Below are 12,189 nucleotides of genomic sequence, written 5' to 3' on the forward strand. Positions count from 1 at the left end.
GCCGGCAGCGCCCTCGGGCGTACGACACGATGCGAGGACGTAACCGCTGATGGAACCGCTCCGTTTTACGGACCCGGCGCGGATCGCCGGGTACCGCATCCTCGGCCGGCTCGGCGCCGGGGGCATGGGCGTGGTGCTGCTGGGCCGGTCGCCCGGCGGCGCACTGGTGGCCATCAAGCTCATCCGGGCCGAGTACGCGGACGACGCCGGGTTCCGCACCCGGTTCCGGCGCGAGGTGGCGATCGCCCGGCAGGTGCGCAACCGGTGGGCGGTGCCGGTGGTCGACGCCGACACCGAGGCGGCCGCGCCGTGGCTGGCCACCGAGTTCGTGCCGGGGCCTGCCCTGAGCGAGGCGGTGGGGGGCGGGGCGCCGCTGCCCGAGCGCAGTGTGCGGGCGCTCGGCTCCATGCTGGCGGAGGCGCTGGAGGCCGTCCACGGGGCGGGGCTCGTCCACCGGGATGTGAAGCCGGGGAACGTCCTGCTGGGTCTTGACGGTCCCCGGCTGATCGACTTCGGGATCGCGCGGGCCCTGGACGACACGGTCCTCACGGCGACGGACGCGATCGTCGGATCGCCCGGCTTCCTCTCCCCGGAGCAGGCGCAGGGGCGGCGGATCGGCCCGCCGAGCGACATCTTCTCGCTGGGCTGTGTCCTGGTGTACGCGGCGACCGGCGGGCGGCCGTTCGGCAGCGGGCCGGTCGAGGCGATGCTCTTCCGTACGGTCTACGACCCGGCGGATCTCGGCGCTCTGCCGCCGGGGCTGCGGCCCGTGGTGGAGGGGTGCCTGTCGAAGGACCCGGGCGGGCGGCCGACCGCGGGGGACATCATGCGGGCGTTCGCCGAGGACGCGTCGGGCGGCAGCTGGCTGCCCGCCCCGGTCACCCATCTCATCGCCGAGCGCTCGGCGCGGATGCTCGCCCTGCCCGACATCGAGGCGACCAGCCTGGACGCCGGATCCACGGCGGAGACGGGCGCGACCGGTGCCGGGAGCCGGGATACCACAGCCGTCCCCGCCTCACCCGGGCGCCGGCGCTTCCTCACGTACGTCACCGGGGGCGCGGTCCTCGCGGCGGCGGGCGGGACCACCGCCTGGCTGGCCACGGCGTTCGGGGGCGAGAAGGATCCGGGCGACGACGAAAGGGGGGAGGGCGGCAAGGGGGACGGCGACAAGAGCGCCACCGCCCGGCCCGAGCTGCGCATCGGGCTCCAGGCCGACCTCAGCGGCCCCTCGGCGGCCATCGGCAAGGGCCAGGAGCGGGCGGCGCTCCTCGCGGTCGAGGAGCACAACGCCCGCAAGGGCGCGCCGTTCACCCTGCGTCTGACCACGGCCGACGACGGCGGTGACGAGGCGCGGGCGAAGGCGGCGGTACGGCGGTTCGCCGAGGACCCGCTGCTGGTGGCGGCGATCGGGGCGACCGGCACGGACGCGGCGCGCGAGGCGCTGGTGGCGTACGACGAGGCGGCGCTGCCGCTGCTCAGCGTGGTCGACGGGGACACCAGGAACCTCAACCGGATCTTCCTGTGCGCCCGGCCGCGCAACGACATGCAGATGCTGCCGGTGGCGCAGTTCCTGGGCGCGTACGAGATCGGCACCGTGGCCCTGGTGGACGACGGCACCGAGTACGGGCGCCAGACCACGCGGTTCCTGGACGCGGGGCTGCGGGGCAACGGCCGGACGGTCCTCGCGGAGACGGTGCGGGAGGGCACCCGTGACCTGGACGCCGAGGCGGAGCGGATCGTCGCGAAGAAGCCGGGGGCGGTGGTGTACGGGGGCGGGTGGCGGGATGGGGGCCGGTTCGCACGGGCGCTGACGAAGGCCGGGTTCCTGGGGCCGAGGATCGGTACCCAGGCCGTGCACGACCCCCGGTTCCTGGCGGAGGCGGGCGAGAACGCGGCGGGGTGGCTGGTCGTGTCGACGGCCGCCGACCCCGCCTCCGTACCGTCGGTGCACCCCTTCGCCGCCGCGTACCGCAAGCGCTTCGACGGTGCGCCGCCGCTGCTGGCCGCCGAGGCGTACGACGCGGTCGGGCTGATCGCGGCCTGCGCGGAGGGGCTGGGCCGAAAGACGGTGACGCGGCAGGACATGCTGCCCGTGCTGCGGTCGACGCGGTACAAGGGCGTCTCCAAGGGCTATGCGTTCGAGCCCGCCAACGGGATGTACGCGGGCACGGGGGTCTTCATCTACCGCGTGGAGCGGGGACGTTTCCGGTACATCGGAATGGACGGCCGCGAGATCTGATCACGTCGGCCTCCTCCGGGGCGGGTTGGCGCCTGGACCGGGTGAGGGCTCGTCACATCCCGCCCTGAGCAGTTGATTTGAGCCCCGAAGCAATCTTTTGCGCATGGGCACAGACTTCCTTGCGGGGGTGCCCTTGGCCTCAGGGGCGTCCGCAGAGCCCCCGAGCCGCAAGGACGGACCTCCCGTGACCCCTCCCCCACCAGCCCCACGCCCCGGCCCGGGACCTCGGCCCGCCAATCTGCTGCTGACGTTCACCGGCAACACCGGCTGGCCGGCCGCCCAGCTCTCCGAAGTGCAGGCGCACACCAGCTGAGCAGGGCAGGAGGGCGGGCCCGGCCGCTGTCCCGCGGCCGGGCCCATCCGCTTGCTCAGAGCGTCACTTCGTCGTGAACGACTTGGCCGCCTCGGAGACCGACGCCGGGCTGATGACCTTCAGCCCGCCGGGGACCTTGGCGTCCGGCTTCATGATGACGCTCTCCCGGGTGGACGGCGCCGCGGGGTCGGAGAAGTCGTGGGTGACCCCGAACTCGGTTCCGTAGCCCTTGATCGTGAGCAGCGCCTTGTCGACGCCCTCGCGGGTGAGGTCCTTGTTGTCGCACGCCTTGTCCAGTGCCTCGCCGAAGATGGAGGCCGCCGTCCAGCCCGCGACGACGCCGTTGTCGAGGACGTCGTTCGGGTACTGCGACGCGTACTCCTTCGCGAGCAGGGACGGCCCGTCGCCGGGGTCGCCGATGGGCAGGGTGGAGGAGGCGATGTAGTAGTCCTTCAGGAGGGCCGGGCCCGCCTGGGTCTTCAACAGCTGGGGCGCGTAGGCCGAGTTGTTGCCGACGACGGGGACGTTGAAGCCGGTGGCGGCCGCGACGCCGACCAGCGAAGCCGCCTGGCGCGGGCCCGCGCTGACGACGACGGCCTTCACACCGGCCTGCTTGAGGGCGGCGACCTGGGCCGTCATGTCGTTGTCGGTGGGCTTGATCTTCTGCTCGACGACGGTGAGACCGGCTTCCTTGGCCGCGTGCTTGGAGCCGGTGAGCGCGTTCTCGCCGTAGTCGCCCTCGAAGTACACGTGACCGATCTTGTCGCCCTTGGCGATCCGCTTCTCCTTGAGCAGGTGGTCGATCAGGTTGATGGTCTCGATGTCGTACGTGGCGCCGACGACGCGGATGTACGGGGAGCCGAGCAGATTCGCCGACCAGGCCTGCGGCAGCACGAGCCCCTTGTCCTTGCCGTCGATACGCTGTTCGACGGCGGCGACGAACGGGGATCCGATGAACTGGGTGAAGCCGAGCACCTTCGGTTCCAGCTCGGTGTAGCCGGCGATGGCCTTCTGCGGGTCGTAGCCGTGGTCCCGTACCGTCAGCTCGATCTTCCGGTCGCAGATGCCGCCCTTGGCGTTGATCTGCTTCACCCACAGCTGCTGGGCCTGGGTGACGCTCTTGCCGAGCGAGGCGTAGACGCCGGTCATGTCGGTGAGGACACCGAGCGAGATCGCCGAGGAGGTGACGCCGGGACCGGTCTTGATCCCGGCCTTGTCCTGCTCGTCGCCCTTCCCTTCGGTCGCCTTGCCGCTGCACCCGACGAGGGTGACGGTGAGGGCCGCGACCACGGCCGTGAGCGCTCTGAGTTTCATTTCTTCTCCCCTGATTTCCTAGGACGGGTGACGCGTGGGAGTGCGATGCCGAGGCGGGCGAGGCCGCCGGGCAGGAACAGGACCACCGCGACCACCGCGGCGCCGTACAGATAGCGGGACGCCTCACCGGGTGCCAGACCGCCCGTACCGGGGGCGGAGACGAACGGGAGGGAGTCGCTGTAGTGCGTGAGCACCTGCGGGAGCAGGGAGACGAAGAAGGCGCCGACGACGGCTCCCGCGACGCTGCCGAGCCCGCCGATGACGATCATGGCGAGGTATTCGAGGGACAGGATCATGCCGAAGTACTCGGGCACGGTCCGCTGGAAGACCAGCGCGAGCAGGACGCCCGCGAGGCCCGCGTACATCGAGGACAGGACGAAGACACCGGCCCGGTAGCGCGCTACCGGTACGCCCATGACGCCCGCCGCGATCCGGTGGTCGCGGATGGCGTTCATGGCCCGGCCCGGCCTGCCCCGGAGCACTCCCCGGGCGAACAGGGCGCTGAGCAGCAGGGCGGCCAGGCCCACGTACCAGAGCTTCTCCGAGGAGCCGAACGGGACGGCCGCGACGACGACCTCGGTGTCGTCGAAGGAGAACCCGAAGAGGGAGAGCGGCGGTACGGCCCGCCCGTTGTAACCGCCGGTCAGGGAACCCGCGTTGAACAGGACGTGCTGTCCGATGAAGATCAGCGCGAGCGTCGCGATACCGAGGTAGGCGCCGCGCAGCCGCCCGGCGATCGGGCTGAACAGCCCTCCGGCGGCCCCTGCGAGCAGGACGGCGAGGATCGCGGCCAGCCAGGTGGGCAGTCCGAGCCCGGTCAGGGTGTGGCCGTTCTCGGTGCTGGACTCCCCCGCCAGGACGCAGTAGCCGTACGCGCCGACGGCGAGGAAGAAGGCGTGGCCCATGGAGAGTTGGCCGGTGGCGCCGGTGAGCATGTTGAGCCCGATGGCACCGATCGCCGCCGCCATCGCGAACAGCCCGGCCTGGAGCCAGAAGCGGTCCAGGTAGAAGGGGAGGACGAGGAGCAGGACGGAGGCGATGAGGACGGCGTACGTACGGGGCCGGCGCAGCCGGTCGGTGAGGGTCTCCGCGCCACCGGGTGCGGGTGCGGGGGTGGGCGCGGCCGGGGCTTCGGGGGCGGCGGTGTCAGACACGGGCGAGCTCCTTCGTGCCGAAGAGTCCCGCGGGCCGGATGAGCAGGACCGCGACCATCACCAGGTAGGGCGCCAGATCGCCGATGCCCCGGCCGAGGAAGGCGAGATCACTCTGGTAGCCGGTGGCGAGCGACTCGGTGACGCCGACGATGAGTCCGCCGACGAGCGCCCCGGTGGTGGAGTCGAGTCCGCCGAGGATCGCGGCGGGGAACGCCTTGAGCGCGGCGAGCGAGGTGGCGCGCTCCAGGCCGGGGGTCGGGAAGACGGTGAGGAAGAGGGCGGCGACGGCGGCGAGGGCTCCGGCGACGGCCCAGGCGGCGAGCGAGACCCGGCCCAGCCTGATGCCCATGAGGGCCGCGGTCTGCGGGTTCTCGGCGGCGGCCCGCATCGAGACCCCCCACGAGGTGTAGCGGAAGGCCAGGAGGAACACGGTGATGAGGAGCCCTGCGGCGAGGAACGCGGCGATCCTGGTCTGGGCGAGGGTGATCCCGCCGATGTTCACCACCTCGTTGCCCCACGGGTCGCCGAGCGCGAGGACGTCCGTGCCCATGCGGCGGGTGAGTTCGGTGATGAGGAGGATGTCGACGCCGATGGTGACGATGGCCAGGACGCTGTGGTCGCTGCCCCGGTAGCGGCGCATCACGAAGAACTCGATGGCCGCCCCGACGGTCGCGGCCCCGGCGATCCCGACGAGCAGTGCGGGCCAGAACCCGATGTCGTCGTGGAGGACCGCGGTGACGTAGCCGCCCGCCAACAGCAGGGAGGCGTGGGCGAAGTTGACGACCTCGGTGGCCTTGAAGATGACGACGAAGCCAAGGGCGATCAGTGCGTAGACCGAACCGATCGACAGGCCGCCGAGGAGAAGTTCGATGAACGTGGTCATTCCGGTGCTCCCAAGTAGGCCTGGACGACGGCCGGGTCGTTCTGGACCTCGGCGGGGGTGCCGCCCGCGATCCTGCGTCCGAAGTCGAGTACGGTCACCGCGTCCGCCAGCCGCATCACCACACCCATGTCGTGCTCGACCAGCACGATGGAGATGCCGAGGCTGTCGCGGACATCGGCGACGACGGCCGCGGTACGGCGGCGTTCGTCGGCGGTCATCCCGGCGATCGGCTCGTCCAGGAGCAGGACCCGGGGTTCCATGCACAGGGCACGGCCGAGCTCGACGAGCTTCTGCTGCCCGTACGGGAGCGAGCCCGCCGGGCGGCTCAGCGCGGCCTCCAGGCCGATGAATTCGGCGATCTCGCGGACCCGGTCCAGGTGGCGCCGCTCCTCGCGTGCGGCGGACGGGAGCCGCAGGCCGGTGGCGAGGAAGCCGGAGCGGGTGAGCCTGTGGCGGCCGAGCAGCAGGCTGTCGGCGACGGTCGCGTGCGGCGGGAGCGCGATGTTCTGGAAGGTGCGGGCGACGCCGAGGTCGGCGATGGTGTGCGGCGAAAGTCCGGTGAGCTCGGTGGTGCCGAGGCGGACGGTGCCGGCGGAGGCGCGGTAGACGCCCGAGAGGACGTTGAAGCAGGTGGACTTGCCCGCGCCGTTGGGGCCGATGACGGCGTGCACGCTGCCGGGTTCGACGGTGAAGGAGACGGCGTCGAGGGCGGTGAGCCCGGCGAACCGTACGGTCACGTCGGAGACGGTGAGGGCGGCCGGTTCGGTGGTGGATGCGCCGGTGGCGGCGGTGGGTGCGGCCTTCACGCTTCCCACCTGCTCAGGGTGCGCCGGTTGCGGGACGCCACATCGCCATCGGCGGCGGCCTCCTCGTCGACCACGCCGAGATAGCGGCGGCGCACCTCGTCGGAGGCGGCCAGTTCGGCGGCCGGCCCGTGCAGGGCGACCTCGCCGACGTCCAGGACGTACGCCGTCGAGGCGAGGCGCAGCGCGATGGCCGCGTTCTGCTCGACGAGCATGACGGACGTGCCGCTCGCGTTGATCTCCTGCACGGTCTCCGCGATCCGGGCCGCCATCAGCGGGGCGAGGCCGAGCGAGGGCTCGTCCAGCAGGAGCAGCCGGGGTCCCGCCATCAGGGCGCGGCCCATCGCCAGCATCTGCTGCTCGCCACCGGAGAGGAGACCGGCCCGCTGGTGCGCGCGGTCCGAGAGGACCGGGAACAGTTCGTGGACGCGGGCCAGTGCGGCGCTCGTCTGCTTGCGCCCGCCGCGCGCCCCGAGGGCGCCCGCGCGCAGGTTGTCGGCCACCGTCATCCGGGCGAAGACCTGGCGGCCCTCCGGTACCTGGACCACTCCCGCGGCCACCACCTGGGCGGGCCGCAGCCCCTCCAGGGGACGGCCGTCGAACCGGATGGTGCCGGTGCCCGTGCCGCGGTGGAAGCCGAGGGTCCGCGATACGGCCCGCAGCAGCGTGGTCTTGCCCGCGCCGTTGCCGCCGAGTACGGCGGTGATCGCGCCGTCCGGCACATCGACGGAGATGTCGCGCAGAGCGCGGACCGGGCCGTAGCCGACGGACAGTGCGCGGATCTCTAGCGTTGCCATGCGTCCTCCTCCTTCCGCCTTCTCGTGTCGTGCTGATGGGTGGTGCTCATCTGTGGGGGTGTGGCGTCGTGTGGTGCCACAGACCAACACCGGCCGGAGCGCGCGTCCACGGGGTGGGGCGGACTCGATGCGGGTGACCAGCGATCGAAGGGCCTCGTTGTGCACGCGCACAGAGGCACGGACGGGCAGGCTCCCGTGCGCGCGGCCGGTGGCATCCTCGTCGGTCACCGGGGAGATGGGACCGGTCCGGCGAAGGGGGGCGGGAGATGCGGCGGGACACCGGGGCCGCGGGACTGCTCGGCCCACTGCTGGCCGGGTCCGCCCAGCCGCACCAGGTGCGGCGCGCGGCGCGGGGCCTCGGGCTGCCCGAGCGGGGGCGTTACGCGGTGGTGGTGCTGGGCGCACCTGCCGCGGTCCCGGATGCGGACGGGGTGCGGTGGTGCTGGTGCGGGGAGGTGGGGGTCGTCCTGCTGGGGCCGGGAGGCCTCGCCGGACCGGTCGCGCGGCTCGGGGAGGCCGGGGCGGGGCCGGGCGGCGTCAGTCCGGTGGTGGGCGGCCTGGCGGAGCTGGGGCTCGCCCGTCGGCTCGCCGGGGCGGCACTGCTGGCCTGCGGTCCGGGGACGCGCGAGATCGTGGCGCTGGACCAGCGGTTACCGACGGCCCTGGTGGCGAGCGTGCCGGAGCTGTCCGCCCGGCTGGTCGCGGAGGTGTTCGGCCCGCTGCTGGTGCTGGCTCCGGCGGAACGGGCGCTGCTGGTGGGGACGTTGGAGGCGTGGCTGGAGTGCGGGGGTTCGGTGGGGCGGGCCGCGGTGCGGCTGCGGTGCCACCGGAACACGGTGTTCAACCGGCTGCGGCGGCTGGAACGGCTGACCTCACGGTCGCTGTCGCACCCGCGCGAGCTGGTCGAGACGGTGCTGGCGCTTGAAGCGCTGCGCATGTCGGCGGCGGCACGGGTGTGAGCGACCCCGGGGGGCCCGCAGCGCAGCAGGAGGTGGGGCCGGGCGTACGTTCCGTACGCCCGGCCCCACCTCGTCGGTCAGCTCAGGAAGTCCCGGGCGATCGACTCGGCCGCCCGTTCCAGCAGCGGTCCGGCCTGGGCCATCGAGACGGCCGGGTCCGGTTCCAGCTCGGCCAGGGCGTAGGCGCGCGCGATGCCCGCCCCGCTCAGAGCCTCCTGCGACAGCGTGAGGCGGCCGCAGACCGCGACGACCTCGATCCCGGCCTGCCGGGCCGCCGCGGCGACCCCCGCCGGGGCCTTGCCGTGCAGGGTCTGCTCGTCCAGCGAGCCCTCGCCGGTGATGACCAGCGTGGCGCGGGCGAGCGCGGGGGCGAAGCCGAGGACGTCGAGCATGACCTCGATGCCGGGCCGGAAGCGGGCACCGAGGGCGACGAGCGCCCCGTAACCGATGCCTCCGGCCGCTCCGGCGCCGGGCAGGGCCGCGGTCTCCGGCCCCAGGACCGAGGCGTAGTGGTTCAGGGCCGCGTCGAGGACCGCGATGTCCTCCTCGCTCGCGCCCTTCTGCCGCCCGTACACCTCGGGGGCGCCCTTGGGCCCCGTCAGCGGGTTGTCCACGTCGCTGGCCAGGATCAGGCCGACGTGCGCGAGGCGCGGGTCGAGCCCGGAAAGATCGGCCTCGGCGAGTTCGGCCAGCCCCCCGCCGCCGGGGCCGACGGGCTTGCCGTCCGCGTCCAGGAAGCGGGCCCCGAGCGCGGCCAGCATGCCCGCGCCGCCGTCCGTGGTGGCGCTGCCGCCGACCCCGAACACGATGGTCGTCGCCCCGGCGTCGAGGGCGGCCTTCAGCAGCTCCCCCGAGCCGTACGTGGTGGCCGTCAGCGGGGCGAACACCCCGTCGGGCAGGTGCTGGAGGCCCGAGGCCTCGGCCATCTCCACCACGGCGGTGCCTTCGCGCAGCGCGTACGCCGCCGTCACCGGGTCCCCGAGGGGCCCGGTCACCCGCGCCTCGCGGCGCTCGAATCCGGCGGCCACCGCCGCCGCGACCGTGCCGTCGCCGCCGTCCGCGACGGGCAGGGTCTCCACCCGTACGCCGGGGACGACGCGCCGCAGCCCGGCCGTCACCCGCTCCGCGACCTGTACGGCCGTGAGCGAGCCCTTGAACTTGTCCGCCGCGACGAGCACGCGGGCGGTCTCCACATCTGCTCCGTCCGTCACCTTGCATCCCTTGCTTTCGAACAGGCAGTCGCGCCGCCCCGACCCTATCCGCACGACCCCTGATCTGCCCATGGCCGTCCGGAACCGCCCGTCCCCGCCCTCCCCCGCTCCCCCGCTACGCTGTCGGCCGTGACGACTACCGATGCGCACTACGCCACGTACATCGCCGGGCTCCCCAAGGTCCTGGCCGGAGCCGCGTGCCTCTTCCGCGACGCCGACGGACGGGTCCTGCTCGTCGAGCCGAACTACCGCGAGGGCTGGGCGCTGCCCGGCGGGACGGTCGAGTCGGAGACCGGCGAAGGCCCCCGGCAGGGCGCCCGGCGCGAGACGATGGAGGAGATCGGGCTCGACCTGGCACCTGGGCGGCTGCTCGCCATCGACTGGACGCGGGGTCCTGGCCGGCCGCCGATCGTGGCGTACCTGTACGACGGCGGGGTGCTCACCCCGGAGCAGTTCGCGGCGATCCGGCTCCAGGAGGAGGAGCTGCTCTCCTGGAAGCTGGTCGCCCCGGCCGACCTGCCCGTCCACTTGCTCGGGCGGTTGGAGGGGCGCGTGCGGGCGGCCCTGGACGTGCTGGAGTCCGGTGCCGGCACGGTGGAGCTGGAGGACGGGAAGCCGGCCGGGTAGGAGGCGTCAGCCTGCCGGGGCCGAGGCTCGGGCAGGAGAAGCGTCAGCCTGCCGGGGTCCACGGCCGGGGCAGGAGGCCTCAGCCCTGCTGGGCCTCGGGCTTGATCTCCACGTCCCGCGGCGACTCCTCGCGTTCGGCGACCAGCGCCTCGGTGCGGTGGCCGCGGGCGATGTAGTCGCGCACCACGAGTTCCACCGCGTCCTGAGGGCTGCCCACACCCGCGAGGACCATGACTTCGACGACGAGTTCGGCGTCCAGACTGACGCTCACCTTGGCCATGGCCGAACTGTACCCGGCGAAAAGCGTTCGCGATCCGCGTTCTCGGCGCACGACCCCTGTCGAGGTCGTCCGGGAACCGATCGGTACGGCGCTGCCGCGCGCCCTGGGCGACGGCCGGGGCGACTGGCCGGCGGTCCGGAGCCCGGAGAGGAGACCGGTCCCCTGTGCCGGCACTCCGACGACGGCCCCTACGGCGTCTCCAGTCCCGCCCGGACCCGGCGCGAGGGCTGGAACACGTACAGGTCGAGGATGTCGGGGGCGTCAGCGAGTCCCGGGCCGCCGGCCGCCGCCCAGGTGATGACGTCCTGCTCCGCGTGCTCGTCGTTGACCAGGCCGAGCCAGACGGGGCGGCCTCCGGCGCGGCGGCCCTCGGAAGACGGCTGGACGACGATCACGTTGCCCTGCTCGCAGGCGTCCAGGCACTCGACGGCCCGTACGGTGGCGGCGCCCTCCAGGCCGGAGCGGAGCCTGGCCAGCTGGGCGGCGTGGTCGACGCCCGGGATCTTCTCGGTACCGCAGCAGCAGCCCCGGCAGACGCTCACGGTGGGCCGGGGAACGCTCTGGGCGGGCACGTCCTTGCGGGGGCGGCGGCTCATGCGGGCTCTTCCGGTCGGCGGGAGGAGGGTAGGGGAGCGGGGTGACCACCGCTGTTCCGGGTGATCACCGCGACTCTACCGAGGCTCCCCCGCTTCGAACACCCACACCCCTGGCCGACGCGGTGGGGTAGTGTTGATGGCTGCGAAGGGGAGTAGCCCCGCAAACCGGTCGTCGACACACTGGAACCCTCGGGTTCCCGGTGGCCGGGCTCGTGAGACCTGGAAAGGGTCGCTCCACGGGCGGGCGAGACCTTCGGTCCTGTATGACACGTCCACGCCCTGTGGGCGCTGCCGTCATGCCGGGCCGAGTGGTCCTCCGAACAGCCCGAGCGGCGCTTCGCGAAGATCCGGGGCCCGGCTCGCACAGAAAGCCACCGGAATGCACCTCGACCCTCTGGCGATCATCACCGCCTTCGGGCTGATCTTCCTCGCGGAGCTTCCCGACAAGACGATGTTCGCGTCGCTGGCCATGGGCACGCGGATGCGCCCGCTGTACGTGTGGTTCGGCACGTCGTCCGCATTCGTCGTGCACGTCGCCATCGCCGTGGGCGCGGGCAGCCTGATCGGGCTGCTGCCCGACTGGACCGTCAAGCTCGTCTCGGCCTCGCTCTTCGCGTTCGGCGCGTTCATCCTGCTGCGCGGCAGCGCCGGCAACGACGATGACGACGCCGGAGTGAAGACCGTGACCGGCTTCTGGCCGGTCTACTCGACCGCGTTCATGGCGGTCTTCATCAGTGAGTGGGGCGACCTGACCCAGATCACCACCGCCAACCTGGCCGCGAGCAACGGCACCTGGTCCACCGCGATCGGGTCGGCCGCCGCCCTGATGTCCGTCTCGGCTCTGGCGCTGCTCGCGGGCAAGTTCATCGCCAAGCGCGTACCGCTGAAGACCGTGCAGCGCATCGGCGGGATCTGCATGCTGGGCCTGGCGATCTGGACGGCCGTGGAGATCTTCACCGGCTGAGGGACCTGAGGGAGAAGGGGCTGGGGGCGTACCGGTGCACCGGTACGCC

The 12,189-nt window shown here is 72.9% G+C and carries 13 protein-coding genes; 5 read left to right on the plus strand and 8 right to left on the minus strand.

The features are described 5' to 3' along the window. Window positions 1-49 precede the first annotated feature (49 nt). Window positions 50-2,239, plus strand: coding sequence for a bifunctional serine/threonine-protein kinase/ABC transporter substrate-binding protein (locus tag ABZ154_RS22860; protein WP_356835375.1), 2,190 nt, complete (start codon window positions 50-52; stop codon window positions 2,237-2,239). A 184-nt stretch (window positions 2,240-2,423) separates the two neighbouring features. Next, a complete protein-coding gene (locus ABZ154_RS22865; RefSeq protein ID WP_356835377.1) occupies window positions 2,424-2,552 on the plus strand; it encodes a hypothetical protein in 129 nt (42 codons plus the stop codon). 63 nt (window positions 2,553-2,615) lie between these two features. On the opposite strand, the gene ABZ154_RS22870 is transcribed toward ABZ154_RS22865, so the two are convergent. The 5 genes from ABZ154_RS22870 to ABZ154_RS22890 are packed head-to-tail and all read right to left on the minus strand — an operon-like array spanning window position 2,616 to window position 7,503. Beyond that, entirely contained in the window at window positions 2,616-3,866 is a 1,251-nt protein-coding gene (locus ABZ154_RS22870) for an ABC transporter substrate-binding protein (protein ID WP_356835379.1), read from the minus strand. Next, on the minus strand, window positions 3,863-5,020 hold the full coding sequence (locus ABZ154_RS22875; RefSeq protein WP_356835381.1) for a branched-chain amino acid ABC transporter permease: 1,158 nt from the start codon (window positions 5,018-5,020) through the stop codon (window positions 3,863-3,865). Before ABZ154_RS22875 ends, ABZ154_RS22870 begins: the two co-directional genes overlap by 4 nt. After that, window positions 5,013-5,903: a branched-chain amino acid ABC transporter permease gene (locus ABZ154_RS22880; protein WP_356835383.1), complete on the minus strand. Its 891-nt coding sequence runs from the start codon at window positions 5,901-5,903 to the stop codon at window positions 5,013-5,015. The genes ABZ154_RS22875 and ABZ154_RS22880 overlap by 8 nt, the downstream gene beginning before the upstream one ends. Continuing rightward, entirely contained in the window at window positions 5,900-6,709 is an 810-nt protein-coding gene (locus tag ABZ154_RS22885; RefSeq protein WP_356835409.1) for an ABC transporter ATP-binding protein, read from the minus strand. The genes ABZ154_RS22880 and ABZ154_RS22885 overlap by 4 nt, the downstream gene beginning before the upstream one ends. Further along, window positions 6,706-7,503 (minus strand): ABC transporter ATP-binding protein, encoded by a 798-nt coding sequence (locus tag ABZ154_RS22890; protein ID WP_356835385.1) that lies wholly within the window; start codon window positions 7,501-7,503, stop codon window positions 6,706-6,708. The genes ABZ154_RS22885 and ABZ154_RS22890 overlap by 4 nt, the downstream gene beginning before the upstream one ends. Window positions 7,504-7,769: 266 nt before the next feature. Between ABZ154_RS22890 and ABZ154_RS22895 the strand changes: the two genes are divergently transcribed. Then, complete coding sequence (locus tag ABZ154_RS22895) at window positions 7,770-8,462, plus strand: helix-turn-helix domain-containing protein (RefSeq protein WP_356835387.1); 693 nt, start codon at window positions 7,770-7,772, stop codon at window positions 8,460-8,462. A gap of 77 nt (window positions 8,463-8,539) precedes the next feature. Here the strand turns inward: ABZ154_RS22895 and ABZ154_RS22900 are convergent, their stop codons facing one another. Beyond that, window positions 8,540-9,655, minus strand: coding sequence for a glycerate kinase (locus ABZ154_RS22900; RefSeq protein ID WP_356835411.1), 1,116 nt, complete (start codon window positions 9,653-9,655; stop codon window positions 8,540-8,542). 147 nt (window positions 9,656-9,802) lie between these two features. On the opposite strand from ABZ154_RS22900, the gene ABZ154_RS22905 reads away from it, so the two are divergent. After that, on the plus strand, window positions 9,803-10,300 hold the full coding sequence (locus ABZ154_RS22905) for an NUDIX hydrolase (RefSeq protein ID WP_356835388.1): 498 nt from the start codon (window positions 9,803-9,805) through the stop codon (window positions 10,298-10,300). 79 nt (window positions 10,301-10,379) lie between these two features. On the opposite strand, the gene ABZ154_RS22910 is transcribed toward ABZ154_RS22905, so the two are convergent. Then, the gene (locus ABZ154_RS22910) at window positions 10,380-10,580 is read right to left on the minus strand and encodes a DUF2191 domain-containing protein (protein ID WP_356835390.1); all 201 of its coding nucleotides are present in this window, start codon (window positions 10,578-10,580) and stop codon (window positions 10,380-10,382) included. A gap of 188 nt (window positions 10,581-10,768) precedes the next feature. Next, on the minus strand, window positions 10,769-11,176 hold the full coding sequence (locus ABZ154_RS22915) for a (2Fe-2S) ferredoxin domain-containing protein (protein ID WP_356835392.1): 408 nt from the start codon (window positions 11,174-11,176) through the stop codon (window positions 10,769-10,771). A 379-nt stretch (window positions 11,177-11,555) separates the two neighbouring features. Here ABZ154_RS22915 and ABZ154_RS22920 point away from each other — a divergent pair, with 379 nt between their 5' ends. After that, on the plus strand, window positions 11,556-12,140 hold the full coding sequence (locus tag ABZ154_RS22920) for a TMEM165/GDT1 family protein (RefSeq protein WP_356835394.1): 585 nt from the start codon (window positions 11,556-11,558) through the stop codon (window positions 12,138-12,140). Window positions 12,141-12,189 lie beyond the last annotated feature (49 nt).

Origin of the sequence: Streptomyces sp. NPDC006261 (genome assembly GCF_040613515.1) — a bacterium.
GTDB lineage: Bacteria > Actinomycetota > Actinomycetes > Streptomycetales > Streptomycetaceae > Streptomyces.

Coding starts and splice junctions, on each gene's coding strand:
- ABZ154_RS22870 (WP_356835379.1), bottom strand. CDS start 3,866: ATGAAACTCAGAGCGCTCACGGCCGTGGTCGCGGCCCTCACCGTCACC.
- ABZ154_RS22895 (WP_356835387.1), top strand. CDS start 7,770: ATGCGGCGGGACACCGGGGCCGCGGGACTGCTCGGCCCACTGCTGGCC.
- ABZ154_RS22915 (WP_356835392.1), bottom strand. CDS start 11,176: ATGAGCCGCCGCCCCCGCAAGGACGTGCCCGCCCAGAGCGTTCCCCGG.
- ABZ154_RS22880 (WP_356835383.1), bottom strand. CDS start 5,903: ATGACCACGTTCATCGAACTTCTCCTCGGCGGCCTGTCGATCGGTTCG.
- ABZ154_RS22860 (WP_356835375.1), top strand. CDS start 50: ATGGAACCGCTCCGTTTTACGGACCCGGCGCGGATCGCCGGGTACCGC.
- ABZ154_RS22920 (WP_356835394.1), top strand. CDS start 11,556: ATGCACCTCGACCCTCTGGCGATCATCACCGCCTTCGGGCTGATCTTC.
- ABZ154_RS22910 (WP_356835390.1), bottom strand. CDS start 10,580: ATGGCCAAGGTGAGCGTCAGTCTGGACGCCGAACTCGTCGTCGAAGTC.
- ABZ154_RS22890 (WP_356835385.1), bottom strand. CDS start 7,503: ATGGCAACGCTAGAGATCCGCGCACTGTCCGTCGGCTACGGCCCGGTC.